The 24,330-nt window shown below is 60.3% G+C and carries 19 protein-coding genes and 1 pseudogene; 13 read left to right on the forward strand and 7 right to left on the reverse strand.

Going from position 1 to position 24,330, the window contains the following annotated elements:
• Nucleotides 1-2: 2 nt before the first annotated feature.
• Genes rsxC through rsxA form a run of 3 tightly spaced genes read right to left on the reverse strand, consistent with a single transcriptional unit; the run spans nt 3 to nt 2,882 of the window.
• Nucleotides 3-1,685 carry an electron transport complex subunit RsxC gene (gene rsxC / locus AAF659_RS01830; RefSeq protein ID WP_349749995.1) on the reverse strand — a complete coding sequence of 561 codons (1,683 nt, stop codon included), beginning with the start codon at nt 1,683-1,685 and terminating at the stop codon, nt 3-5.
• Complete coding sequence (rsxB, locus tag AAF659_RS01835) at nt 1,685-2,281, reverse strand: electron transport complex subunit RsxB (protein ID WP_349750740.1); 597 nt, start codon at nt 2,279-2,281, stop codon at nt 1,685-1,687. Before rsxB ends, rsxC begins: the two co-directional genes overlap by 1 nt.
• Nucleotides 2,282-2,300: 19 nt before the next feature.
• Nucleotides 2,301-2,882, reverse strand: coding sequence for an electron transport complex subunit RsxA (rsxA, locus tag AAF659_RS01840; RefSeq protein ID WP_349749996.1), 582 nt, complete (start codon nt 2,880-2,882; stop codon nt 2,301-2,303).
• 192 nt (nt 2,883-3,074) lie between these two features.
• On the opposite strand from rsxA, the gene AAF659_RS01845 reads away from it, so the two are divergent.
• The 6 genes and pseudogenes from AAF659_RS01845 to AAF659_RS01870 all read left to right on the forward strand — a co-directional run.
• Nucleotides 3,075-3,824, forward strand: a complete 750-nt coding sequence (locus AAF659_RS01845) for a hypothetical protein (protein ID WP_349749997.1) — start codon at nt 3,075-3,077, stop codon at nt 3,822-3,824.
• Between the two features lie 91 nt (nt 3,825-3,915).
• A complete protein-coding gene (locus AAF659_RS01850; protein ID WP_349749998.1) occupies nt 3,916-8,445 on the forward strand; it encodes a putative Ig domain-containing protein in 4,530 nt (1,509 codons plus the stop codon).
• Nucleotides 8,446-8,467: 22 nt separating this feature from the next.
• A complete protein-coding gene (locus AAF659_RS01855) occupies nt 8,468-11,434 on the forward strand; it encodes a transglutaminase domain-containing protein (protein ID WP_349749999.1) in 2,967 nt (988 codons plus the stop codon).
• Nucleotides 11,434-11,850: a hypothetical protein gene (locus AAF659_RS01860; protein ID WP_349750000.1), complete on the forward strand. Its 417-nt coding sequence runs from the start codon at nt 11,434-11,436 to the stop codon at nt 11,848-11,850. Before AAF659_RS01855 ends, AAF659_RS01860 begins: the two co-directional genes overlap by 1 nt.
• A 250-nt stretch (nt 11,851-12,100) precedes the next feature.
• Nucleotides 12,101-12,412 carry a hypothetical protein gene (locus AAF659_RS01865; protein ID WP_349750001.1) on the forward strand — a complete coding sequence of 104 codons (312 nt, stop codon included), beginning with the start codon at nt 12,101-12,103 and terminating at the stop codon, nt 12,410-12,412.
• Nucleotides 12,366-13,169, forward strand: a pseudogene (locus tag AAF659_RS01870) (integrase core domain-containing protein); the annotation flags it as partial. The gene AAF659_RS01865 and the pseudogene AAF659_RS01870, both read left to right, overlap by 47 nt.
• Here AAF659_RS01870 and metG read toward each other — a convergent pair.
• Nucleotides 13,162-15,213, reverse strand: a complete 2,052-nt coding sequence (metG, locus tag AAF659_RS01875; RefSeq protein WP_349750002.1) for a methionine--tRNA ligase — start codon at nt 15,211-15,213, stop codon at nt 13,162-13,164. The pseudogene AAF659_RS01870 and the gene metG sit on opposite strands and share 8 nt — an antisense overlap.
• A 143-nt stretch (nt 15,214-15,356) precedes the next feature.
• Here metG and apbC point away from each other — a divergent pair, with 143 nt between their 5' ends.
• From apbC to AAF659_RS01900, 5 genes are all read left to right on the forward strand, one after another.
• Complete coding sequence (gene apbC / locus AAF659_RS01880; RefSeq protein ID WP_349750003.1) at nt 15,357-16,445, forward strand: iron-sulfur cluster carrier protein ApbC; 1,089 nt, start codon at nt 15,357-15,359, stop codon at nt 16,443-16,445.
• Between the two features lie 94 nt (nt 16,446-16,539).
• Nucleotides 16,540-17,076, forward strand: a complete 537-nt coding sequence (locus AAF659_RS01885) for a DUF2062 domain-containing protein (RefSeq protein ID WP_349750004.1) — start codon at nt 16,540-16,542, stop codon at nt 17,074-17,076.
• A gap of 72 nt (nt 17,077-17,148) precedes the next feature.
• On the forward strand, nt 17,149-17,718 hold the full coding sequence (gene dcd, locus AAF659_RS01890) for a dCTP deaminase (RefSeq protein ID WP_349750005.1): 570 nt from the start codon (nt 17,149-17,151) through the stop codon (nt 17,716-17,718).
• A gap of 16 nt (nt 17,719-17,734) precedes the next feature.
• Nucleotides 17,735-18,358 carry a DUF416 family protein gene (locus AAF659_RS01895; RefSeq protein WP_349750006.1) on the forward strand — a complete coding sequence of 208 codons (624 nt, stop codon included), beginning with the start codon at nt 17,735-17,737 and terminating at the stop codon, nt 18,356-18,358.
• Nucleotides 18,359-18,370: 12 nt separating this feature from the next.
• Complete coding sequence (locus AAF659_RS01900; protein WP_349750007.1) at nt 18,371-19,633, forward strand: valine--pyruvate transaminase; 1,263 nt, start codon at nt 18,371-18,373, stop codon at nt 19,631-19,633.
• Here the strand turns inward: AAF659_RS01900 and AAF659_RS01905 are convergent.
• From AAF659_RS01905 to purM, 3 genes are all read right to left on the reverse strand, one after another.
• Nucleotides 19,624-20,358, reverse strand: a complete 735-nt coding sequence (locus AAF659_RS01905; RefSeq protein WP_349750008.1) for a DUF3108 domain-containing protein — start codon at nt 20,356-20,358, stop codon at nt 19,624-19,626. The genes AAF659_RS01900 and AAF659_RS01905 overlap by 10 nt on opposite strands.
• A gap of 70 nt (nt 20,359-20,428) precedes the next feature.
• Nucleotides 20,429-21,085 carry a phosphoribosylglycinamide formyltransferase gene (gene purN, locus AAF659_RS01910; protein ID WP_349750009.1) on the reverse strand — a complete coding sequence of 219 codons (657 nt, stop codon included), beginning with the start codon at nt 21,083-21,085 and terminating at the stop codon, nt 20,429-20,431.
• The gene (purM, locus tag AAF659_RS01915) at nt 21,085-22,155 is read right to left on the reverse strand and encodes a phosphoribosylformylglycinamidine cyclo-ligase (RefSeq protein WP_349750010.1); all 1,071 of its coding nucleotides are present in this window, start codon (nt 22,153-22,155) and stop codon (nt 21,085-21,087) included. Before purM ends, purN begins: the two co-directional genes overlap by 1 nt.
• Nucleotides 22,156-22,278: 123 nt before the next feature.
• Between purM and AAF659_RS01920 the strand changes: the two genes are divergently transcribed.
• Nucleotides 22,279-23,580, forward strand: coding sequence for a DUF8605 domain-containing protein (locus tag AAF659_RS01920; RefSeq protein WP_349750011.1), 1,302 nt, complete (start codon nt 22,279-22,281; stop codon nt 23,578-23,580).
• A gap of 9 nt (nt 23,581-23,589) precedes the next feature.
• Nucleotides 23,590-24,291, forward strand: coding sequence for a DnaA regulatory inactivator Hda (gene hda / locus AAF659_RS01925; protein WP_349750012.1), 702 nt, complete (start codon nt 23,590-23,592; stop codon nt 24,289-24,291).
• The last annotated feature ends 39 nt before the right edge of the window (nt 24,292-24,330 follow it).

The raw sequence follows: 24,330 nt of genomic DNA on the forward strand, positions 1-24,330 counted from the left end.
GGTCAGGCCTCTCCGTCCGCACTGCCAAGCGCCTGTTCGGCCGCTTCGAGGCGCTTACGGTGCTTGTTCAGGGCCCGTTCCAGCTTGGGTACGGCTTCCGGGGTCTGTTCTCGTGCCTCGGTCACTCGGGCTTCTGCTTCCTCGACTTTCTGGCGGGCCTGGTCCCGGCGTTGGATCAGCGTTTCGCGATCCGGGCCGGTGGCTGCCGGTGCAGGGTGGGGCTCGCTAGCGGCTTCGTCCGCCACCTCAGTCTGACGTTGCTCTCGTGCCTGCTGCCGGGCACGGCGGCGTTCCTCGCGTTCTGCCTGCTCCCGTTCCATGCGGGCCTGGCGCTCCTCGAACCGCTTCCGGGCATGATCCGCCTCCGCCTGCTCCTTCTTTTCCTGACGCAGCACGCCTTTGCTGTGCCGGAAGTAATCCGTCAGGGGCAGGTGGCTGGGGCAGACCCAGTCGCAGGCACCGCATTCGATGCAGTCGAACAGGTCGAAATGCTCGGCCTTCTGGTGCTCACCCGCGCTGGCGAACCAGTAGAGCTGCTGGGGCAGAAGATCCACGGGGCAGGCCTGCTCGCAAAGGCCGCAGCGGATGCACGGCTGCGGTATCGGCGGGTCCGGGAACTCTTTGGCGGTGCCCGCGATAAGGCAGTTGGCGGTCTTGATCAGGGGCAGGCCCGTGGTTATCAGGTCGAAGCCCATCAGCGGGCCGCCCATGATGAGCCGGTGCAGGTGCTCGGGATCCAGCCCGGCCGCGAAGAGCACGTGATCGAGGGGCGTGCCGATGCGGGCCTCGATATTGCCGGGACGGGCCAGCGCATTGCCCGTGAGCGTGGTGATGCGCTGGATGACGGGCTCGCCCAGGCGAAGGGACCGTTCCACGGCTACCGCCGTGGCAACGTTCTGGCAGAGTACGCCCATGTCCGCCGGCAGATCGCCCGAAGGGACTTCGCGCCCCGTGAGAAGCTGGATCAGCTGTCTTTCGCCCCCGGAGGGATAACGCGCGGGGACGACCCGGATCTCAATGCCGGTGCCTTGCGCAGCCTGCTTGAGCGCCTCAATGGCGTCCTGCTTGTTATCCTCGATACCGATCAGGCACTGTTCCGCGCCAACAAGCTCCCAAAGTGCTCGTGCGCCCGCGATCACGGATTCCGGTCGTTCCCTCATCAGCGCCTGATCGGCAGTGATGTACGGTTCGCACTCGGCGCCGTTCAGGATCAGAACCTGTGGGGCAGTTTCTGCGCGCTGCAGCTTGTCCCTGGTCGGGAAGCCGGCGCCGCCGAGGCCTACGACGCCGGTGCGGTGCAGGTGGTCGTAGCGACCAAGGATGCCGGCATCGCTCTGGCAGGGCGAGAGTTCGCACCACTGGTCCCTGCCGTCCGCCGCGATCTGGATGCAGAGTTCCTCCAGCCCGGAGGGGTGGGGTACGGTGTGGGGCTCGATGGCTGTGATAGTACCGGATGTGGGGGCATGCACCGGCGCGGAGAGACCAGGTTCACACTCACTCAGCGGCTGGCCAGTGAGTACCTGTTCGCCAACGCGCACCAGCACCCGGCCGGGGTCTCCGCGATGCTGGCGCAGCGGCACAATCAACTGCTCCGGCAGAGGTGCCTGGCGGATGGGCTCCTGCAGCGACTGCTGCTTGTTATCCGGCGGGTGAATGCCACCCGGAAAGTCGAATTGAGTGCCCATCAGGCGGTGGCCTCCGCCGGACGCTGGTCCGTGGCGATCATTGGCCCATGGGTCAGGGGGCGTTGTTCCGGGTGCGGAGGAACCCAGTCGTCGATGCCTTTGGCTACCTCGATCATGTCGATGCAGTCCACCGGGCAGGGATCCACACAGAGATCACAGCCGGTACACTCGCTTTCGATCACCGTGTGCATGAACTTCGGCGCGCCCACAATGGCGTCCACCGGGCATGCCTCGATGCACTTGGTGCAGCCAATGCACTCAGCCTCTCGGATATAGGCCACTCGCTTGGGCTGCTCCTCGCCGTGTTCGGCGTCCAGCGGCTGGGGTTCCACATCCAGCAGGTTGGCCAGGCTCTGGATGGTTGCTTCACCGCCGGGCGGGCACTTGTTGATGGCGTCGCCCTCGGCGATGGCTTCGGCGTAGGGGCGGCAGCCGGGGTAGCCGCACTGGCCACACTGGGTCTGCGGCAGCACCGCGTCGATCTGCTCCACCAGTGAATCGTCATCCCGGCGCAGACGCACCGAGGCATAGCCCAGCAAGGCGCCGAAGGCGCCGGCGAGCAGCAGCAGCGTGGCGATGGCGAGCAGCAGGTTCATCCACATGGCGGTACACCTCTCACACCTGCACCATCCCGGTGAAACCCATGAAGGCCAGCGACATGATGCCGGCGGTGATCATGCCGATGGCGGCCCCCTGGAACGGCTGGGGCACGTCAGCGGCGGCAATGCGCTCGCGCATGGCGGAGAACAGCACCAGCACCAGCGAGAAGCCGGCGGCGGCGCCGAAGCCGTAGAGGACGGATTCAAAGAAGCTGTTCTGCTTCTGGATGTTGAGCAGGGCCACGCCGAGCACGGCACAGTTGGTGGTGATCAGGGGCAGGAAGATGCCCAGCACTCGGTGGAGCAGCGGGCTGGTGTGACGAACGGCCATTTCGGTGAACTGGACGACCACGGCGATGACGAGGATGAAGCTGATGGTCTGCAGGTATTCGACCTGCAGGGGTTCGAGGATCCAGGTGTTGACCAGATAGCTGCAGACCGAGGCCAGCGTTAGCACGAAGGTGGTGGCCATGGACATGCCCATGGCGGTCTCCAGTTTGTTGGAGACGCCCATGAAGGGGCACAGCCCCAGGAACTGGGCCAGCACGAAGTTGTTAACCAGGACGGTGCTGATCAATATGAGCAGGTATTCGGTCATGACTGAGATTCCAGACGCAGGCAGCAGAGGCATTTTGCAATTGAGGGGAACGTCTGTCCATTCGATCCTCACTGTAGGTCGGCATGCCGCCCCTGTGAATGATACCGGTATTACGCTCCAGCTTATAGGCATCATCATATTGAACCAGGAGAAGGTTGCTCTTCGTTATTAAGTATGCGATTGTTATACTAATTGTTACAAAATGTACATGGAATGTTAGGGAAGTTTTTGGTGATGAGGAGTATTACCTGTCAGTGCGCTTTATTCATTTTTGTATTTTCCTACCTGCCCAGTGCCTTTGGGGTCGCTATTGATCTGAATGATTGGGCTGTTAATAGAGACGGTGTTATTTCCGAGAACTTTGCTGGCGATTCTTTGCCGGGCGAGGGCAACTTCAATCTTCAAACCGGGTTGGGGAAGCGCACCTTTGAATTTGCCTCGCCGGGTTCCCATTCCCTGACGGCTTTTTTTGACCACGAGATCGCCGTCCAGAGCAATTTCTTTACCAACGAGTATGGGGTTGTCCATGGAAATCCGGAACCGGACCAGTCGTGGCAGGTTGATGAGCCTGGTTTTGTATTCGGGACGATTTACGACAATCTGATTGATGGTTCGCTCAACAACACCAACACCATCCCCGATACGGCTCCCGAGGATGTCTCCGTCGCAATGGGGTGGGAGTTCGCTCTGGATGCGGGAGAGCAGGCCGAGGTCATCCTGAATCTTAAGGAAACCAGGCCTGATAGCGGCTTTTTTCTTGAGCATGTCGACCCGGAAACCGGCCCCGGATTTGATCAGAAAAAATCCCTGTTCTTTTCCAGTGAGCTCAATATCACGGGCTCTGCTGCACAGGTGCCAGGCCCTCCCACATGGACTCTTCTCCTTGTCGGCCTCTTTATTGGAAGTGGCCTGAGACTGCGCGAGTCCATGTCCTACCGCTAGAAATCAAAATCCGGAGAACTAAAACCAGAGATCCAGGACGGGAGCGTTCTGGATGCTGTTTGAAAAATTGTGTCAAAGAAGGCTTCGCGCTATGAAATGGATGTCAGTTCCCTCCCTGTCTTTCGTGTGTCTTGTCGCCATGCTTGCGGCATGGCCTTTTGCCGCCTATTCCCAGGCTCCTGTAGCGGCCGATCTGATTATGGTCGTGGATGAATCCGGCTCCATGTCGGGGGAGCAGAGGTGGCTGCGAGAGATGGCGCCCCTGCTTGAGTCAAACCTGAATAGTTATGGGATTGGCAGTGAATCCCAGAAGAATCTGTACGGCGTAGTTGGCTATCTCGGAAGCCCACGGAGTCTGGAGGTAGGCGGTGATTTGTTCGGTTCGTCCGAAGAATTTGTGGAAGCTGCCCGAGGGCTTCGTACTTATGGCGGTACTGAAGATGGGTGGCGCGGGATTCAGTCTGCATTGGATGATTACCCTCGGCGTAATGGCGCGGCCTTGAACATTATACTTGCCACAGACGAGGACCGTGACAACAGGGACTCGTCAATAACATTCGACTCACTCCTTGAAAAACTCAATGGCCAGCGAGCACTGCTCAATGCGGTCGTGAATGTCCGCATTGAGTGTGAAGACGGCACCAGGGCTTTGGGGATGGACAGCATCGGTAACGGCTATGTTGCCGATGGCGCCGGTGGATTCTCTCTATGCGATAACCCAACAGCGGTTTCAGGCGGTGGTCGCACCATTGACCACTACGTTGATCTTGCGATCCAGAACGGGGGCGCTGTATGGGACCTGAATGTGCTCCGGTCCGGTGGTGCCAATGCGGAATCGTTCACGGAAGCTATTCTTGATATCAAGGTTGAAGAGATTCTGGATCAGCGCCCCGTTGATGACCTTGTAGCTGTGGCCAATGCAGCCCCCAACCCGGCAGTCGCGGGCCAGTCAGTCACGCTGGATGGAACGAACTCCTTTCATCAGGAAGACGATCGCGGGATTGTCCGATGGGAGTGGGATCTTGATGATGACGGCAACTTTGAGGCATCGGGTCCAAAAGTAACCACCCAGTTCCCCGAGTTAGGTGAATACCCGGTAACCCTCCGGGTGACCGATGACGCGGATTCACCAGCTACCTCACGTGCCAGTGTCACGGTGGACGTCAGCACCCCACCCCTGGAGCCCACCGCCGACACAGGCGGTCCCTATCGCTTCTGCCCCCAGACGAAACCCTGGCGGCTTGATGCCAGCGAGTCTGTTAACCCGGATGATGGCCAAAGCGAGCCCGGGCAGCCGGAGGATCGTATCGTGTCCTATGAGTGGGACCTGGACGACGACCAGGCGTTTGACGATGCGAGTGGTCCCACCGTTGATGCTACGCCCCAGCTGGCCGATCTCGGGGTAGGCGACCATCTGATCCGCCTGCGCGCAACCGACAATACCAGTAAGGCATTCCCCTCCAGCGGCAAACCGGATCTGACGGATACAGCGGTAACCCAGATCAGTGTCCTTGATGAATCCGCCGCGGTGTGTAATTGCCTCACGGACCTGGCCGCCCGAGCCAAGATGAGGAAGGTGCAGCTGACCTGGACCGATTCCGGTGCGCATCAGTATGGCGTCTACAGGAGCAAGCAGGAGGGCGGCCCCTATGAGCGGATCGCGCTGACGGACAACCGCTACTCCGGCTACCTTGATTCTGGCCTGGAGCTTGATACCACCTATTACTACATGGTCCGGGAGCTCGATCGGGCCGGGCAGACGCTCTGCCAGTCGCGTGAAGTCAGCGTCACCCCGCAGGCGCGCCGACTCAACGAGTCCAATCGTACGCCTGAAATCGTGTCCGCCCCGGTCATCGAAGCGACAGAGGGGCAACGGTATGAGTACGCGGTTCAGGCGCAGGACCCCGACCGTCGTGAACGCCTCACGTACAGCCTTCCTGTTTCGCCATCAGGGATGAACATCGATGCGACCACCGGCCTGATTGAGTGGGAGCCCGTTAACGCACAGGTAGGCGACCAAACAGTCATCGTCAGGGTGACGGATAATCAGGGTGCTCACTCAGAGCAGGATTTCGTCGTCTCGGTGAGCAATGTGAACCAGGCGCCCGAGATTGTAAGCAGTCCGGTTACTGAAGCGGTCGAACTCAAGACCTACGAGTACCAGGTGGAGGCGCTGGACCCGGACAAGGGCGACAGTCTCACCTATGCATTGGATTCGGCACCGAACGGCATGGCGATCGATGCGGCAACAGGCAAGATACGCTGGACGCCCGAGGAAGGTCAGGCCGGCCGGGGCAGTGTGAGCGTGAGCGTCACCGACAGCGCTGGTGAAACCGACCAGCAGTCGTTCGAAGTGGATGTGCGCGAACGCAACCACCTCCCGGAAATCACCAGTGAGCCGCCGACCAGCACGACGGAGGGAAAGAGCTATAACTACCTCGTCATGGCGACGGACCAAAACGAGGACGATACGATCACCTTTGGTCTGGACCAGGCGCCGGCCGGCATGACGATCGATCCCGCAAACGGGTTGATTGACTGGACGCCGCAGGAGGATCAGGTCGGCACCACCAACGTTGCCGTATCCGCCTCGGACAGCAGGGGCGGCTCAACCTCCCAGAGCTTTACCATCGAGGTTGACGAGGCGAACAGGGCGCCGGAGATCCTGACGGACTCCCTTCCGCAGGCGAGAGAGGATCAGGCGTATCGGTTCACTCTGAATGCACAGGACCCCAATCAGGGCGATGAGCTTGAATACAGCCTGACCTCGGGCCCGTCGAATATGGAAATCAATGCCGCAAGTGGCGAGCTCGCCTGGTACCCGGTCAACAATCAAGTCGGCCAGCACGAGGTCACGATCCGGGTCAGTGATGAGGAAGGCCTGCATGATGAAGCAACCTTCCAGGTTGAGGTCGAAAACGCCAATGATTCGCCCTTCTTCGTGTCGCAGCCTGTTTACCAGGCGTCTGTAGACAGTGCTTATGTCTATGACGCCAGCGCCGACGACCCGGATGACGCTGATACCCTCAGCTATACGCTCGTGGAATCACCGGATGGAATGAGCATTGAGGGCGATACTGGAAGGGTGGATTGGACTCCGGAAGCCGGACAGGGGGGAACCCATCCGGTGACCATCCGGGCAGCTGATCAGGGCGGCACCGCGACCGAGCAGAGCTTCCAGGTTACCGTGGCCTCCAGCAACGAGGTTCCCGTGATCACCTCGGAGCCACCGGCGATGGGGTATGTGGACAGCACCTATCGCTACCAGGTGGTGGCGAGCGACCCCGAGGGTGCTTCACTGAGTTACAGTCTGGATCAAGCACCGGATGGCGTCGCCATCAATAATTCCGGAAACCTCAACTGGATTCCGTCGCCAGGCCAGTCAGGTCAGAACCGTATTAGTGTACGTGTAACGGATGAGCGGGGTGCCACTGCAACGCAGTCATTCACGGTCACCGTATCGGCCACGAACCAGCGCCCGGTCATCGAAAGCCTACCGCCCCAGGGCGCCAGGGTTGACCAGCCCTATCATTACGACGCCAATGCGAGTGATCCGGATGGGGATGTGCTCACATACGTGCTCTCACAGGGGCCATCCGGGATGAGCATTGATTCCAGTACGGGCAGCATTCAGTGGACACCTGGTGAATCCCAGGAAGGGACGGTTCCAGTGCGCCTGGACGTCTCCGACGGTCGTGGTGGACAGACCAGTCAGACGTTCGAGATTCAGGTTTCCAGGGATAATGCGGCACCAACAATAGTCAGCGCCCCGGAAACCGTAACCGAACCGGATACAGAATACGTCTATCAGGCTCAGGCTAGTGATCCGGACGGAGACCCGCTGACGTTCTCGCTGGAAGCAGGACCTTCCGGCATGACAGTGGACGCCGACAATGGTCTTATTCTCTGGACGCCAGGGGAGAACCAGGCAGGCGAGCACAGTGTTGCGCTGCGTGTATCTGACTCGAAAGGAGGTCAGAACACCCAGTCCTTTAACCTCGTGGTGACGGGTGACAACGAGGCCCCAGTGATTGAGAGTGCCCCGATAACCAGTGCGCGCGTTGATGAGCCCTATCAATACGAGGTTAAGGCCACCGATCCGGACGGCGACGACCTGGAGTACCGGCTGCGCGAGGCGCCGGCCGGGATGGCCATTGGGGCGCAGTCCGGCACTCTGTCCTGGACACCGGGTGCGGCACAGGAGGGGAGTTTTACCGTGGACCTGGTGGTGAACGACCCGGCCGGAGGGACTGCCTCCCAGCGGTTTACTGTGGAAGTAACTAAAGAGGGTGAGCCGCCCTACCTGGCCAATAAGCCGGCAGCACGCGCCGAAGTTGGTGAGCAATATCGGTTCAAGGTGCTGGCTGTTGACTTCGAAGGTAATGCCGCCAGTGTCGAGCTGGCATCCGGTCCCGACGGCATGACCCTCAGCGATGACAGCAACGTCCCCGAGCTGCGCTGGACGCCGGCTGAAGGGGACTGCACCAAAGAGGTCACTCTGGTACTGGAAGACCGTTTCGGCCAGTCCGAGCAGGTGACCTTCAGCATCAAGGTGCTCGCGGCGCCCAAACGGTTGAACCGCATCCAGTGCTCGAAACAGTCCCAGGCTTGTGGCGACTAACAGGAATTCAGGGAGAGAAACCGTGTATACCGAATTTACAACCGACGCCCTTTTCACGACTCGAACCCGGAGAATCATCAGCGCTCTGGTGCTGTTCTTCTTCATCTTCACCTTCTACTCCCCGGCGGTCGCGTCCGCCGTGGACAAGGCAAGAGAGAACTGGAATCCGCCAGTCAATTCCCTGGAGCACGTGAATCCAGTCGGCAAGACCTTGGAATCACTGAATGCGCAAGTCAGGGAACTGAAGCAGACAGTTGCCGATTCCGGGGAAAAAGGCGACCGGCCCGACGTTGAGCCGATGCTCGAGGAAATCGCCACCCTGGCGGACGAATTCGTCGAGCGGGACGAACAAACGCGCGCCGAGATTCGCAGCACGGAGGCGCACCTGAGGAATGAGGGCGTCGCCGGGAAAGTCCTGGAACGCCACCAGGCGTATAAGCAGCATTATCAGCGCCAGGCCGATGCGGTGCGGGAGCATGTGCAGCGTCTTGCTGAATGGAAGCCGCAGGAGCAGAATCTCGACGACCTGAAGACGGCGATCGACGATCTGCAACCCTACCTCGAATACCCGGCGCGCAATCCCCAGGAGAGCTTCAGCAATGACCTGGACTTCGTCAGTCCGCCTCCCAGGTCGCTCTTTACAGAGCAGTCCGATATTAACGCACTGCTGAATCTCAACGGGGATGAAACCTGGAGCCAGTCCGATTTTCTCGAAACCGACAGCGCAACCGCAGCGGGTGAGAACATTGAGGAAAAGGTCAGCGAGCTGTCAGGTGATCCCCTGGCGATGTTCCAGTGGGTCCACGATAATCTCGACTACGTGCCCAGCTACGGCGTGATGCAGGGCGCCGACTACACGCTCGCCAGCGGGCGCGGCAACGCCTTTGACATTTCCAGCACCCTGATCGCCATGTACCGCGAAGCCGGCATCCCGGCCCGCTATAGCTACGGCACCGTGGCACTTCCCGCGGAAGCGGTGCAGAACTGGGTGGGCGACGTGGCCAATGTGGACGCGGCCACCAACATTCTCAGCCAGGGCGGTATCCCCCAGACCCAGGTCAGCTACGGCGGCGCGGCTGAAGAAATCGAAATGGAGCACGTCTGGGTCGAGGCTTATGTGGATGGCCAGTGGGTGGCGCTGGACCCCAGCTTCAAGCAGTACGACTACCAGGAAGGGGTCGATATTGAATCCGAGGTACCGCTGGACGCCGAAGGCCTGGTGAACCAACTGGAAAGCGGTGCCACGGTGAACGAAAGCGAGGGCTGGGTTCAGGGCGTGGACGCCGCCAGCCTCCAGACTGAGCTCAATGACTACCAGAGCCAGGTCGAGAGCTTCATCAACAACCAGCACCCGGACGCCACGCTGGGCGAGGTGCTTGGCAGCCGCAGCATCATCCCCAATGAAGCGGATTCTTTGGCGGCGGTGGAGCTGCCCTACGAGCAGATCCAGGCCAGCGCCGTCAGGCCCAACCTGCCGCAAGGCCTGTTTTATGAGTTCCGACTCCAGATAGGGGATACGACAGGTGGCCAGTTCGGCATCCCGGTGCAATGGAATTCCCTCCAGGCAGAACTGGACCGGCCCACGCCCGAGCTGCTTGGCAAGGACCTGGCCATCAGCTTCCGCCCGGCCAGCCAGGCGGATGAGCAGGCCATCGCCAGTTATATTCCGGACGATCTGGAAGATCCCGAAGATCTGCCCAGCTCACTGCCGGCCAACAGCATCCACATGATCGGCGAGATCACGCTGGACGGGGAAGTGGTCGAAAGCACCGGCCAGGTCACACTGGGCGAGGCGATGATGACACGCCTGGGCTACGTCAAGCCCCAGCACGGCTGGCGTAAGTCCGAGAACCACCTCACCGCCGGCCAGTATCAGGCGGTGGGGCTGGACATGCAGGGGATCAGCCCCGACCAGCTGGAATCCCTGCAGTCGGATCTGGAAGGGGTCCAGTCCAAGCTGGAGGCGGAGGATTTCAGTGGCCTGACCCGCCATGATCTGACCGGCGCCATCCTGCAAAGCGGCATCCAGGGCTATCTGGCCGAGACCTACGCCATGGACCGCATCGCCGCTCAGTCCTCGGGCATCATCTACCACCGCAGCCCAAGCTACGGCACCTTCTCCACCAGCATGCAGGTGCAGTACAACTTCGGCATCGCGCAGAAGGTACTGTTCAGTGGCGTGGTCATGGACATGGACCGGATCGAGTCCAATACGGAATCCAGGGAGAACTGCTACGAGGACTGGGTGGCATTCAACCGGTCATCGGGCATGCGCAGCAGCGCCTATGAGCACATCATCCCGGAGCGGCTGTTCTCCACCGAGAACAGCCAGGCGGAGGGCGTATCAACCGCCAAGGCGCTGTCCAAGGCCATGGCGGACGGGCAGCGGATCTACACGCTGACGGAGGACAACGAAGAGCAGTTGTCGAACATCACGATAGACGATGAGGCCCGCAGTGAAATCCAGCAAGCGCTGAGCCGTGGCTATGAGGTCACGGTCCACCAGAAGCCGATCAACGTCAATGGCTGGGAGGGTAGTGGTTACTCGATCATTGATCCCGAGCGTGGGGTTGGGGCTTATAAGATTTCTGGGGGCGTAAATGGGGGAGTACTCCAAGGTATTTCTACGGGACTTTCTGGACTACTCGGTGGCATTGGTGGTTTCCTGGAGAAATATAAAACGAACCAGATTGGCAAAGTGCTGTTCAGTCCAGAATTGGAGCGACTTCAGAAACTGGCAGGAAAAGCTGGAACAGTTGGGGCGTTGGGGCTGATCGCGCAGCTAGTAAACATCGGTAACGGAGATGCAGACACCGTTGATAAAGTCGGCCAAGCAAGTAGCGCAGTTTTTGGTTTCGCGCTCACATCATTTCTAACGAGTAGCCTCTTAGCTACGGCGCCCGCTCTTTTAGCTATTCTTGGAGGGATATTAATTGCGGTCGCTGTTTCCGTTGTCATGGCACAGTTTACAAAAAGGTATTTCAAGTGATGATGGGGTACTATGAAGTGGCAGGTTCTCTGCTATTGCTCAGCGTTATATGCTGCACGACTTATTATGTTTGGTACCTGACATGGCCGGTTGTCGATGGGAAGATTACAGATGTCGAAGAGGGGGTAAGGCCCTCAGATGGTGTGGTTGGTCCTCGCAAATATCGTTTCATCACCTATGAGTATTATGTAGAAGGCGAAAAATCTGTTTCTAGTGTCCAGAGTCTCTTTCTCTCTGGTGCGCTGGGGCCAAAAAAATTAATAGGAGAGCCTATTCGGGTTGCCTATTGCCGCCCCTTTCCTCGGGCATCTTGTCCCAAGCGTCCACTGGTTGATGGATTCGCATTGATGGTGTGGAATGCGCCCATGTTGACAGTTATTGCCATCGCGTTCATGGCTGCTGAGCTAGGGGCATGATGAGTGCAAGGTGTTTGTTGTACAAGTTTGGTTATTGCCCGAGTACGCAGTCCTTTAATCCTCGTGGTCACGGCTGACAACGAGTCTCCGGTTATTGAGAGCGCCCCAGTAACTAGCGCCCGGATTGATAAACTTACCAATACAAAGTGCAGGCTATCGATCCCAACAGTGATGTGGAATACAGGCTGCGGGAAGCGTCGGATGGTACGTCAATCGGTGCCCAGACCGGGGCTGTCTCCTCGGCGAAGCGATGATGACACGCCTGGGCTACGTCAAGCCCCAGCACGGCTGGCGTAAGTCCGAGAACCACCTCACCGCGGGCCAGTATCAGGCGGTGGGGCTGGACATGCAGGGGATCAGCCCCGACCAGCTGCAATCCCTGCAGTCGGATCTGGAAGGGGTCCAGTCCAAGCTGGAGGCGGAGGATTTCAGTGGCCTGACCCGCCATGATCTGACCGGCGCCATCCTGCAAAGCGGCATCCAGGGCTATTTGGCTGAGACTTACGCCATGGACCGCATCGCTGGTCGCGGCGCGCGAGTTGCTGCATCTGCCCATCGATGATCTTTTGGTTGTGGCCGGCGAGTTTGTAAACCCGCAGCTGTCACGCTCGGCGCTGCACCGAATGCTCAAGCGCCGCCAGGTTCCCACGCTGGCCGAGCTGCGGCGCCAGGAGGCGGGTGACGCCAATGGGCGCGCTCACAAGCCGTTCAAAGAGTATGGGCCGGGCTTTGTCCATGTCGACATCAAGTATCTGCCCCAGATGCCGGATGAGAGCCATAGGCGCTACCTGTACGTGGCCATCGACCGCGCTACCCGCTGGGTCTTTGTGCAGGTGCGCGACAGCCAGTCCGCGGCCGATGCCCAGGCGTTCATGCGCCAGCTCACCGACAAGGCCCCGTTCCGGATTGAGAAGCTGCTCACCGATAATGGCAAAGCGTTTACGGATCGGTTCTCACGTGGCGGCTAGCGCAGCCCCAGTGGCAACCATCCAGTGGACCACTACTGCCATCAGCAGGGCATTGAGCACCGTCTGATTGCCCCTGGCCGGCCCCAGACCAACGGCATGGTTGAGCGGTTCAATGGGCGCATCAGTGACGTACTCGCCACACGGCGCTATGATTCCCGCGAGGATCTTGAGACCACTCTCAAGCGCTACAACTGGCTTTACAATCACCAGATCCCTCAGCGGGCACTGAACCATCAGCCGCCCATACAGGCGATGAAGCAAAGGCAGGCTGAACGGCTTGAGTTATTCCATAAAAAAGTTATCGATCATCCGGCGCCCCGAATCCCTGCACCAAACCAAAAGGCTACATAATCCGAAGACCCGGAGTAGCACCAGAATCAGGAGCCAGAAGCCAGATATCCTCCCCCCCGGGCCCGGCAGCCAGAACCATCCCCTCGGATACCCCGAACTTCATCTTCCTCGGTTTCAGATTGGCCACCATCACCGTCAGCCGTCCGATCAGGCCCTCCGGGGCGTAAGCCGTCTTGATGCCCGCAAACACCTGGCGCTGCTCCGCCCCGATGTCCAGAGTCAGCTTCAGCAGTTTGTCCGCCCCTTCAACAGGCTCGGCATTCTCGATTTTCGCCACCCGCAGATCCACTTTGGTGAAGTCATCAAACTCAATCTGTTCCGCGATGGGCTCCACGCTTCTCTCCTCGGGCTCTTTGGGTTGCTGGCTCGTCTTCTGATCCTGAGCCACGTCTTCTTTCGAAGCTTCCAGCATGGCTTCGATCTGATTTGAATCGATGCGTTTCATCAGCGGCTTGAACTTGTTGATCCCATGATTCAGGAGGTGATCATCAAGCCGGTTCCAGTCCAGGGTTGTGTTCAGGAAGGCTTCCGCGTTGCGGGCTGTTTCCGGCAGCACTGGGGCCAGATAGGTCATGAGGATGCGGAACATGTTCAGCGCATTGGTGCTGATAGCCTGGACCTGGTCGCGGGTGCTTTCATCCTTGGCCAGCACCCAGGGTTTCTGTTCGTCAACGTATTGGTTGGCCCGGTCGGCCAGTTCCATGACGCGTTTCATGGCGCGGCCGATTTCCAGTTCCTCGTAATAGCCTGCGATCTCCCCGGCGGCGTCGGTGAACTCCTTCAGCCGTTGCGGTTCGGTGATTGTTGCGCTCAGGTGGCCGTCGAACTGTTTGGTGATAAAACCGGCGCTGCGGCTGGCGATGTTGACCACCTTGCCCACCAGGTCCGAGTTCACCTTCTGGACGAAATCCTCCAGGTTCAGGTCCATGTCGTCCACACCCGCGGTGAGTTTGGCGGCGAAGTAGTAGCGCAGGTACTCTGGATGCAGGTGCTCCAGGTAGGTGCGCGCCATGATGAAGGTGCCGCGGGATTTGGACATCTTCTGGCCGTTCACGGTCACGAAGCCGTGGCAGTTGATGGCGGTGGGCGTGCGGAACCCGGCGGTCTTGAGCATGGCCGGCCAGAACAGGGCGTGGAAGTTGATGATGTCCTTGCCAATGAAGTGGTAGACCTCGGCCGTGGAGTCTTCCCGCCAGTAGTGGTCGAAATCGAGATCATCGCGCTGGTTGCACAGGTTCTGGAAGCTGGCCAGATACCCCACAGGCGCATCCACCCAGACGTAGAAGTACTTGCCCGGCGAATCCGGGATCTCAAAGCCGAAGTAGGGGGCGTCGCGGCTGATGTCCCAGTCCTGCAGGCCGGCGTCGAGCCATTCCGCCAGTTTGTTGGCCATACCGGGCTGTAGCGCGCCACTGTTGGTCCAGTTTCTGAGAAAATCCGCGAAGTCGGGCAGGGTGAAGAAGAAGTGTTCGGACTCACGTTCCTCGGGCGTGGCGCCCGAGAGTGCGGATCTTGGATCAATCAGTTCCATGGGCGTATAGGTGGCGCCACAGGCTTCGCAGTTGTCGCCGTACTGATCCGGTGCATGGCAACGTGGGCAGGTGCCCTGAATGAAGCGGTCCGCCAGGAACATGCCTTTTCCGGGATCGTAAGCCTGGGTGATGGTGCGTGTGGCGATATGGCCCCGGTCGCGCAGCTTCTGGTAGATGTAGGAGGAAAGCTCGCGGTTTTCCGCGGAATGCGTCGAGTAGTAGTTGTCGAACTCGATCAGGAAGCCGGAGAAGTCACGCTCGTGTTCGGCCTGGATGCGGCTGATCAGCTGTTCCGGCGTGATTCCCTCGCGTTCGGCCCGCAGCATGATGGCGGTACCGTGGGCGTCGTCCGCGCACACATAATGGCAGTTCTCGCCCCGCAGTTTCTGATAGCGCACCCAGATATCGCTCTGGATGTATTCCAGCAGGTGGCCCAGGTGTATGGGCCCGTTGGCATAGGGCAGGGCACTGGTGACCAGGATATCGCGGCGGTGGGCGCTCGGCTCGCTCATGGGGGTTGGGTGGCTCCGTGATTGGTGATGGATTCAGTGATGATACCGTTCAGGCGCGCTTTTTTCATCCCGCCCGGCTGGCCGCTTCCCCCGCGCCGGGCGTATGATTGCGGAAAGTGAAATACAGCGTTACCGGGAGCAGCATGACGGACATTGACCAGAAGGCGGTTGAGCAGGCCATCCGCCAGTACACGGACCCTTACCTTAAGCAGGACCTGTTGACGCTGGGGGCGATCCGCAACCTGGCCATCGCGGGGAGCACCGTGTCTTTCGAGGTTCAGCTCGGCTATGCGTGGGACGGTATCGCCGGTGGGGCCCGATCGATCCTGACCCATGCCATTGAGGACGTGGACGGTGTCGAGGATGTTCGCATCACCACCAGTCACAATATCCACCCCCACAAGGCTCAGGGCGAGCTGCACGCCATGGGGGGCGTGAGCAACATCATTGCCGTGGCCTCCGGCAAGGGCGGGGTGGGCAAGTCCACCACCGCCGTGAACCTGGCTCTGGCACTGGCGGGCGAAGGGGCGCGCGTGGGCATTCTGGATGCAGACATTTACGGCCCCAATGTGGGACTGATGCTGGGGATCCCCGAGGGCAGCCGGCCTGAGACCAAGCAGGACAAGTATTTCGTGCCGATGGAGGCGCACGGTATACAGGCCATGTCCATGGCCTTCATGATCACCGACAAGACCCCCATGATCTGGCGTGGGCCCATGGTCAGTGGTGCGGTCCAGCAGCTTGTGGGCCAGACGCTGTGGGATAACCTCGATTACCTAGTGGTGGACATGCCGCCGGGTACCGGTGACATCCAGCTCACATTGGCGCAGAAGGTGCCTGTGACCGGGGCGGTGGTGGTGACCACTCCCCAGGATATGGCGCTGATGGATGGCCAGAAGGGTATCGAGATGTTCCGGAAGGTGGATATTCCGGTATTGGGCGTGGTTGAGAACATGAGTACGCACATCTGCAGCCAATGCGGGCACCATGAGCCGCTGTTCGGCAGTGACGGCGGTGAGCGGCTGGCAGCGGATTACGATGTGGAGTTGCTGGCGCAGTTGCCGCTGCACCGCACGATCCGTGAACAGACTGATGGCGGCAACCCCACAGTAGTGGCGGAGCCGGACTCGGAAGTATCCCGCATCTACGCGGATCTGGCCCGCCGGGTCGGTGCGGCGCTGTCACAGCGTGAACGCGATACCAGTTCGCCCATAGCGGCGATGAGTTCCTGATTGCAGAGGATAAACGGGTCTTAATGGTGTGGAGATGGGTGATACGTTATAAACGGTGCTCTTCGCGGCTTCCAGCATTGTTCGTCCAGGGCGTATGAAACGATTTCCCACTCTCCAGGCTCGTTACCGGGGTCTCCGGCGCCGGGGCCATAACTGGCTGGTTGGCCATCCACGGCTCTGGCGGATGCTTTACGTTACCGGGTGCCTGCGGGGAGGCGTAGAATCGGCGGCTCGGGGTGTCAGCGTGGGTCTTTTTGTGGGGCTGACCCCAACCGTCGGGTTCCAGACCATCTTCATGATCATTGGTTGCGTCATCGTTCGAGGCAACTTCCCGGCTGCCTTCGCCGTTTCCTGGCTCAGCAATCCCATCACCATGGCGCCTCTGTACTGGGGGTTTCATGAGTTGGGCGAGCTGCTCACTGTATTGCTGCCGGTTTCGCTGGATCTCATTCCATCCTGGATGTTCGAGAATGTCGGGGACACCATGACGTTTACCGCCATTGGCAGCCTGATTGTCGCGACCCCCTTTGCGGTAGGCGGCTATTTTGCCACCCACGGGGTATCGCGCTGGATCCGGCTGCGCCGCCGTCTCCGACGGGAGCGGCGGGACGAGGCTGCGCCCGGCTCCTGACTTTCAGTCTTTGCCTCCGCTGCGGTATGATCCGCTGCGACTCTATTCTCCAACGGTTAACGTGGACGCAGCATGAGCATAAAATCCGATCGCTGGATCCGCCGGATGGCGCAGGAACACAGCATGATCGAACCCTTCGAGCCCGGCCAGATCAAGGAAACCGCGGACAAGGGGCGCGTGATATCGTACGGTACCTCCAGTTATGGGTACGATGTCCGCTGCAGCTCCGAGTTCAAGATTTTTACCAATGTTCACTCTGCGACGGTTGATCCCAAGAGTTTTGACGAAGACAGCTTTGTGAATGTTTCTGGGGAATCGTGCATTATTCCGCCAAACTCGTTTGCATTGGCACAAACTGTTGAATACCTCCGGATCCCGCGCAATATCCTGACCATCTGCCTGGGCAAGTCCACCTACGCCCGCTGCGGGATCATCGTGAATGTCACGCCGCTGGAGCCGGAATGGGAAGGGCAGGTGACGCTGGAGTTCTCCAACACCACCAATCTTCCCGCCCGGATCTACGCCAATGAAGGTGTCGCCCAGATGTTGTTTCTGGAGTCCGACGAGACCTGCGAGATCAGTTACGCGGATCGCAAAGGCAAGTACATGGGGCAGCGCGGCGTGACCCTGCCCAAGACCTGAGTGCCGGGAGCGGCCGATGAATTCGAAGCAGTGGCAGCGTGAGATGAACCGGCTGACAGGCTGGCGCCAGTACGGTTTCATACTGGCACTGGCTGAACGCGCGTTTCCCAACTACGCGCTTTTTGCCGAGATCACTGAGCCCGAGTGGGGGGATCGCTTCCGCGATGCCCTGGACTGGGGCTGGCGGATGCTGGCAATCAGGGATCACGACGTGGACCCTCTGAAGCAGCTGACCCGACTGGAAGAGGTTTATCCGGACCCGGGGCAGTACGATTTCTATGGCGTAGCGCCGGCGATGGACGCGTGGCATCTTTTGGAACAGGCTTTCCTGTGCCATGTCAACCCGGAGAAAAAGCGTGCTTTTGATGCCGCGGCGCGGGCGCTGGAGGCGGTGACCACGTTCGTCGAGGTCACCGAGGGCGAGGGGTTGGACGACGATGCGCTGGTGAAGCTGTTCGACAGCCATGAGCTGGTGAAGGCGGAGAAGGTCTTTCAGAAAACCCTCGCCGAGACGCTGCGGCGCGCGCCAGCGCCGGACGGCGAGACCCTGAACGAACTGCATGACATGGCCCACAATGGGGGCGTCAGCAGTCTGGGGCTTGCGGTGCCCGAGCGCTGGACAAAAACGGATCATTCCTGAACGGGAGCCTGCATGAAACTGTCATCCTTCGGTCAGAAGCTTGGCGAGGACGCCGGCATTAATTCGCTGATGGACGATCTGGGCGAGGCTATGGCTTCTGGGGGCGACGTCGTCATGATGGGCGGCGGCAATCCCGGCCATATTCCGGCGGTCACGGATCGGCTGCAGACGATCATGAAGGAACTGGTAGACGATCCCGATCAGTTCCGCCGCCTGACCGGAGCATACGATCCCCCGCAGGGGGAGAAGCAGTTCATCGCCAGCCTGGTGGAGCTGCTGAACCGCGAATACGATTGGGGGCTGACCACGGACAACGTGGCGCTGACCAACGGCAGCCAGTCAGCGTTCTTCATGTTGTTCAATATGCTGGCAGGAGAGCATCCGGACGGCAGCCATAAGCATATCCTGCTGCCGTTGGCGCCGGAATACATCGGCTATGGGGATGCCGGCCTGACGCCGGGTCTGTTCCGGGCTGCGCGCCCGGAGATTGAGGAGCTGGGCGATAACCAGTTCAAGTACCGGGTCGACTTCTCCCAGCTTGAGATCACGCAGGATACCGCCGCCATCTGCGTATCCCGGCCGACGAACCCTACCGGCAATGTGCTTACCGACGGCGAGATGCTGGGCCTGGAGGAACTGGCTCGCAAGCATGACATCCCGCTGATCGTGGATGGCGCCTACGGCACCCCCTTCCCGGATCTGATGTACACCGAGGCCTCGCCGCGTTGGACGCCCGAGCAGATCCTCTGCCTGAGTCTCTCCAAGCTTGGGATCCCGGCCGCGCGAACAGGCATCGTGATCGCCGACAAGCCTGTGATCCGCGCTCTTTCAGGTATGAATGCCATCATGAATCTGGCTACTGGCAGCTTCGGCGCTATGCTGGCAGAGCCGTTGGTGCGCACTGGCGAGATCATTACCATGAGTCGCGAGTTGGTGCAGCCGGTTTATCAGCGCAAGATGGAAAGGGCTGTGGCAGCTTTCCGGGAGGCTATGGGGGATGACTGCCCATGGCGGGTCCACAAACCGGAGGGTGCCATGTTCCTTTGGCTCTGGTTCCCAGACCTGCCCATCAGCAGCCTGGAACTCTATAGGCGGCTCAAGGCCAGGGGAGTGCTGGTGGTATCAGGGCACTACTTCTTCCCCGGTCTTGCGGATGAAGACTGGCGTCACCGACATGAGTGCCTGCGGGTCACCTATTCCCAGGACGAAGCGGATGTAGCCCGTGGTCTGCAGACCATTGCCGAGGAAGTGAAGGGGGCCTGGGCTCAGGGCTGAATTCGCTCGCCGTCGAGGGTAGCGCTCTTGAGATAGATCTCGAAGTCCTCGCCCTCGTCGTTGGTCTGTTCCAGACGCACCAGCAGGTGATCCCATTCCGGGGCGAACCACATCAGGGTGGTCCGGGGCGAATCCTCTTCCCGGACCCGCTCGACAACGACCGTTTCCACGTCGCCAAATTTGCGGGTATCGAGGGTCTCCCTGCGCACCACCTCAAACTGGTAATCCTTGAAGTCGCCGTCGTCCGGGATCACGTATTCCATGGTTTCTTTGCCGGCGCGCAGGTCGACCCAGAGCTGAAGCTGGGCACCAAGCTGGTCCTGGACGTCCAGCTGCTCGCTCATGTCGGTGCGTCGGTCGTTCTCATGGTCGGCAATGACGCCCTTGTCCCAATTGAAGTCGAGCTTCTTGTAGCGGTTGGACAGAAAAAAGCCCTCGAGGCTGTAGCGGTACCGTTGCGAGATTACGGTCTGGTCCTCGAAGCGGAAACGGCTGGATTCTCGGATATCGGCCACGAAGGAGTCCACGTCGAAACGATAGATCCAGCGGCCCGTGTCTGTGGGTTCCAGTGAGCGCGTGGCTTCGCCGCTGATAGTGATGCCACGTTCAAGTTCGGCGCCATAGGTGCTGCTCATGGGATAGAGATCGACGTTATCCGCCACGGCAGTCGAGGGCAGTGCCGCCGTGGCGGCAAGAGCGAACAGCAGTTGGCGTGTCTGGACCATGGCGGAATTCCTGATTGAACCGTTCCAGTCTACCCTATGAGAACCGGGGTAACAGCTCAAGTCCAGGGCTTTAAGGATTTTTATCCCTGTCAACTGGTTCGTTCAGACGGGTACCGTCCAGTTCCGTCTCGCCATTGGCCAGCCGCAGCCGCCCTTGACAGAACCAGCGCACGGCCTCGAGGTAGATTCGCCGCTCCTGGGCACCAACGCGGCCTGCGAGGGTTTCTTCATCATCGTCCGTGTGCACCGGAACGCGACCCCGGATGATGCGCGGGCCGCCATCCAGCTCTTCGGTAACGAAGTGCACCGTGGCGCCGTGTTCGGCCTCGCCGGCTTCCAGGACTTTGCGGTGGGTATGCAGTCCCGGCCAGGCCGGCAGCAGTGAAGGGTGGATGTTGAGCAGCCGCCCCTGATAGTGCTGCACGAAAGCATCGGTGAGAATGCGCATGAAGCCGGCGAGCACAACAAGGTCCGGGCTGAAACCGTCAATGGTGGCCATGAGAGCCCCATCAAAGGATTCCCGGCTGCTATGTTCCCGGTGGGGAATGACTCGTGTCGGGATACCGGCGGTTTCAGCCCGCTCCAGCCCTTTGACGCCGGCGCGGTTACTGATGACACCCGCAATAGTGCCCTCCAGTGAACCCGCTGCCTCAGCGTCAATCAGCGCCTGCAGATTGGTGCCACCCCCGGAAATAAGGACGACGATACGCGGCAGGGTATTGGGCATCAGCGTTCGTCGTTGTCCGGCACGAAGCGAACGCCGGCGGCTTCACTGGCCTCCGGTTCGTCGCATTCCTGGATGTGACCCAGAAGCCACGCATCCTCGCCGGCGTCGTTCAGGGTCTCGAGCACCTGGTCGCGCTCGGCGTCCGGAATGCAGACCACCATGCCCACGCCGCAGTTGAAAGTGCGGAACATCTCATCTGTCGCGACGTTGCCGGCGCGCTGCAGCCACTGGAAGACGTCCGGCCACTGCCAACTGTGGGTATCGATAACCGCTTCCGTGCCCTCGGGGAGGACGCGCGGCAGGTTCTCGGTCAGTCCGCCACCAGTGATGTGGGCCATGGCCCGGATATCGAACTGGTGCAGGACTTCCAGCATCGGCTTGACGTAGATACGGGTGGGCGCCATCAGCGCCTCGCCCAGGGTCTCCGTGCCCACCGATTGCTTCAGATCCGCGTTGGTCTGTTCCAGAACGCGGCGGATCAGAGAGTAGCCATTGGCGTGTGGGCCCGAGGATCCGAGACCGATCAGCGCATTGCCGGCTTCGACGCGACTGCCGTCAATCAGACGTTTGCGCTCAACGATGCCCACACAGAAGCCTGCCAGGTCATAGTCGTTGCCCTGGTACATGCCGGGCATTTCCGCGGTCTCGCCGCCCACCAGCGAGCAGCCGGCGCTCTCACAGCCAGCGGCGATGCCGTTGATAACGTCGGCAGCGATGTCATTGTTGAGCTTGCCCGTCGCGTAATAATCGAGAAAGAATAGAGGTTCGGCACCGGTCACGATGATGTCATTCACGCACATGGCCACCAGATCGGTACCGATGCGGTCATGGCGTTCCATGTCCATGGCCAGACGCAGTTTGGTGCCAACCCCATCGGTTCCTGAGATCAGAACCGGCTCCCTGTAGCCTTCGGGGACCGCGAAGGCGCCGCCAAACCCCCCCAATCCGCCCAGCACTTCCGGGCGCTGGGTGCGTGCGACGCTGTCACCGATGCGTTCCACCAGCTCGCTGCCGGCATCAATATCGACACCGGCGTCGCGGTAGGTCATTCCCTGGTTGTTATCGCTCATGGGGCGGTTCCTCGAAACGGGTATTGGACGGATTCTAGCACCGCGGCCATCCCCGGCCAAATGCGGCGGGTGTCGTGGTCTGGGTGCTTGTTGTATCCTGAGCCAACCTTGGAGGACAAGACGATGGGATTTCGGGTGCAACTGGGCATTGATCGGCTCCGGATGGGGCTGCTGGCATGCGGTTTTCTGCTTTTGGCGCTGGCTGGCTCTGTTCAGGCAGTGGTTGTGGATCGTCTTTACGATGCAGTCGTGCCGGTTGAGGATACCGGTACTGATGTGCGGCAAGAGGCGTTTCGAGAGGCATTGCGCCAAGTGCTTCTGAGACTGACCGGTGACCCGGCCCGGGTGCAGAGAATGGTGCCGGATGATACCGGCGGTGAGCAGCCGCAAGAGGCTCTGGGCGATCATGCAGCGCGTTTCATCGAAGCGTTCAGCTATCGGCGTAACGGCAAACAGCTCGAGCTGCACGCCACGTTGAGTACCGCTGCGGTTGGTCAGGCACTAGCGGACCGTCAGGTTCCTGTCTGGGGGGCCACCCGGCCGCGGATTCTGCTCTGGTTCTTGGTGGATGGCCGCGGTGAACGCAAACTGATCCATCGTGACAATATCTTGCCCCCTTTTCTCGAAAAACCCATGCAGCCGCTGGACTCAGAAGCTCTTGCCGCTGAACGCGGTCCCTGGAAAGAGCCTCTCTGGGAGACCTCGCGGCAGCGCGGCATGCCTCTTGCGCTGCCTTTCAATGACGACAGGGATCGTGCGCAAGTCGGTCTTTCCGAAATATGGGGGCTGTTTCAGGAGCCCATACGGCGCGCTTCCCGGCGCTACCCCCATGATGTGATGGCGATTGCCCGGGTTAACCGGGACGGTGATGGCTGGCGGGCGCGCTGGCAGCTCAGGCGCGGTGATGATCGGATTGCGGATGGTGTCACTCGTGCTAATGACCGTGCTGACGTAGCGCAGCAGCTGGTCAATGCCTGGGCTGACCAGCTTGCCGGGCGTTACGCCGTGGCGCCTGCCAGCGGGGAGGCGCTGCGCTCAGCCCGCATGCTTATCGCGGATGTCGAAGGGTTGGGGCCCTATGCAGCTGTGCGCCAGTCACTGGCCGGATTGGAACCAATCCGTTCGGTGCAGATAGACGCCATTCACCAGGATCGGTTGACACTTGAACTTGCCTTCAACGGGGATCTGCGTCTGCTGCTTGATTACATTGGACTTGATGAGCGGATGGTGCTGATGGGCGGACCACCAGACGGTGCTATTCCCAGTGGCTCGACTACCGACGGTGATGCACTGCGACTGTACTATCGGTGGGATCAGGATCGCGCGGCCATTGGTATGGGGCCGGGCAGTGATGAGGCTCAAGAGATTGTTCCGCTGGATTCCGCCGAGGAGGGCAGTGGGGGAAGCGCTCCATCACTGCAGTAGAATGAAGCCATGACGCAGACGCCTTCACAATTCCCCCTGAGAATTCTGCTTCGGGATGAGGCTGGATTCGACAACTTCCATGCCGGGCCCAACGACGCGCTGGTTCGACGCCTTCAGGCCTGGCCGCTGGCGCCGGAATCCGGTGCGGTGGTGCTGTGCGGTGAGGCCGGTGCAGGTAAGAGTCACCTGCTCAATGCTGTCTGCCTCGCAGCGGAAGCGGCCGGTTATGACCCGGTTTCTATCAGCCTTCGTGAGGCGGCGTCACTGGCGCCTGAGGCTCTTCAGGGCTTTGAGGGATTCGACCCGGTTTGTCTGGATGACCTTGAAGGACTCCCGGACGATACGGCCTGGCAGGAGGCGCTGCTGCATCTTTTCAACCGGGTCCAGGATGCCGGCGGGCGCATTCTGATCGCCAGCCGGCAGCCACCGGCGGCGCTGACCTGGGGTTTGCCGGATCTGGCCTCGCGGCTCAGGGCCTTGCCCGTGTGGCAGCTGTGTCTTCCGGATGACGACCAGCGCGCGGCCATGCTCGGGGCTCGCGCGGCCAATCGCGGGCTTGCCATGCCGGAGGAGGTGACCCGTTACATCCTGCGCCGCGCCCCAAGGGATCCGGGCCAACTTCTGGGGCTTCTGGATCGTCTGGATGAGGCATCACTGCAGCATCAGAGGCGGTTGACGGTACCCTTCGTCAGGCAGGTGCTGGGCTGGTAAACTCCTGACGTTCAGGGACTTCATCGATAACAGCAAAAA

The organism is Salicola sp. Rm-C-2C1-2 (assembly GCF_040196175.1).
GTDB lineage: Bacteria > Pseudomonadota > Gammaproteobacteria > Pseudomonadales > Oleiphilaceae > Halospina.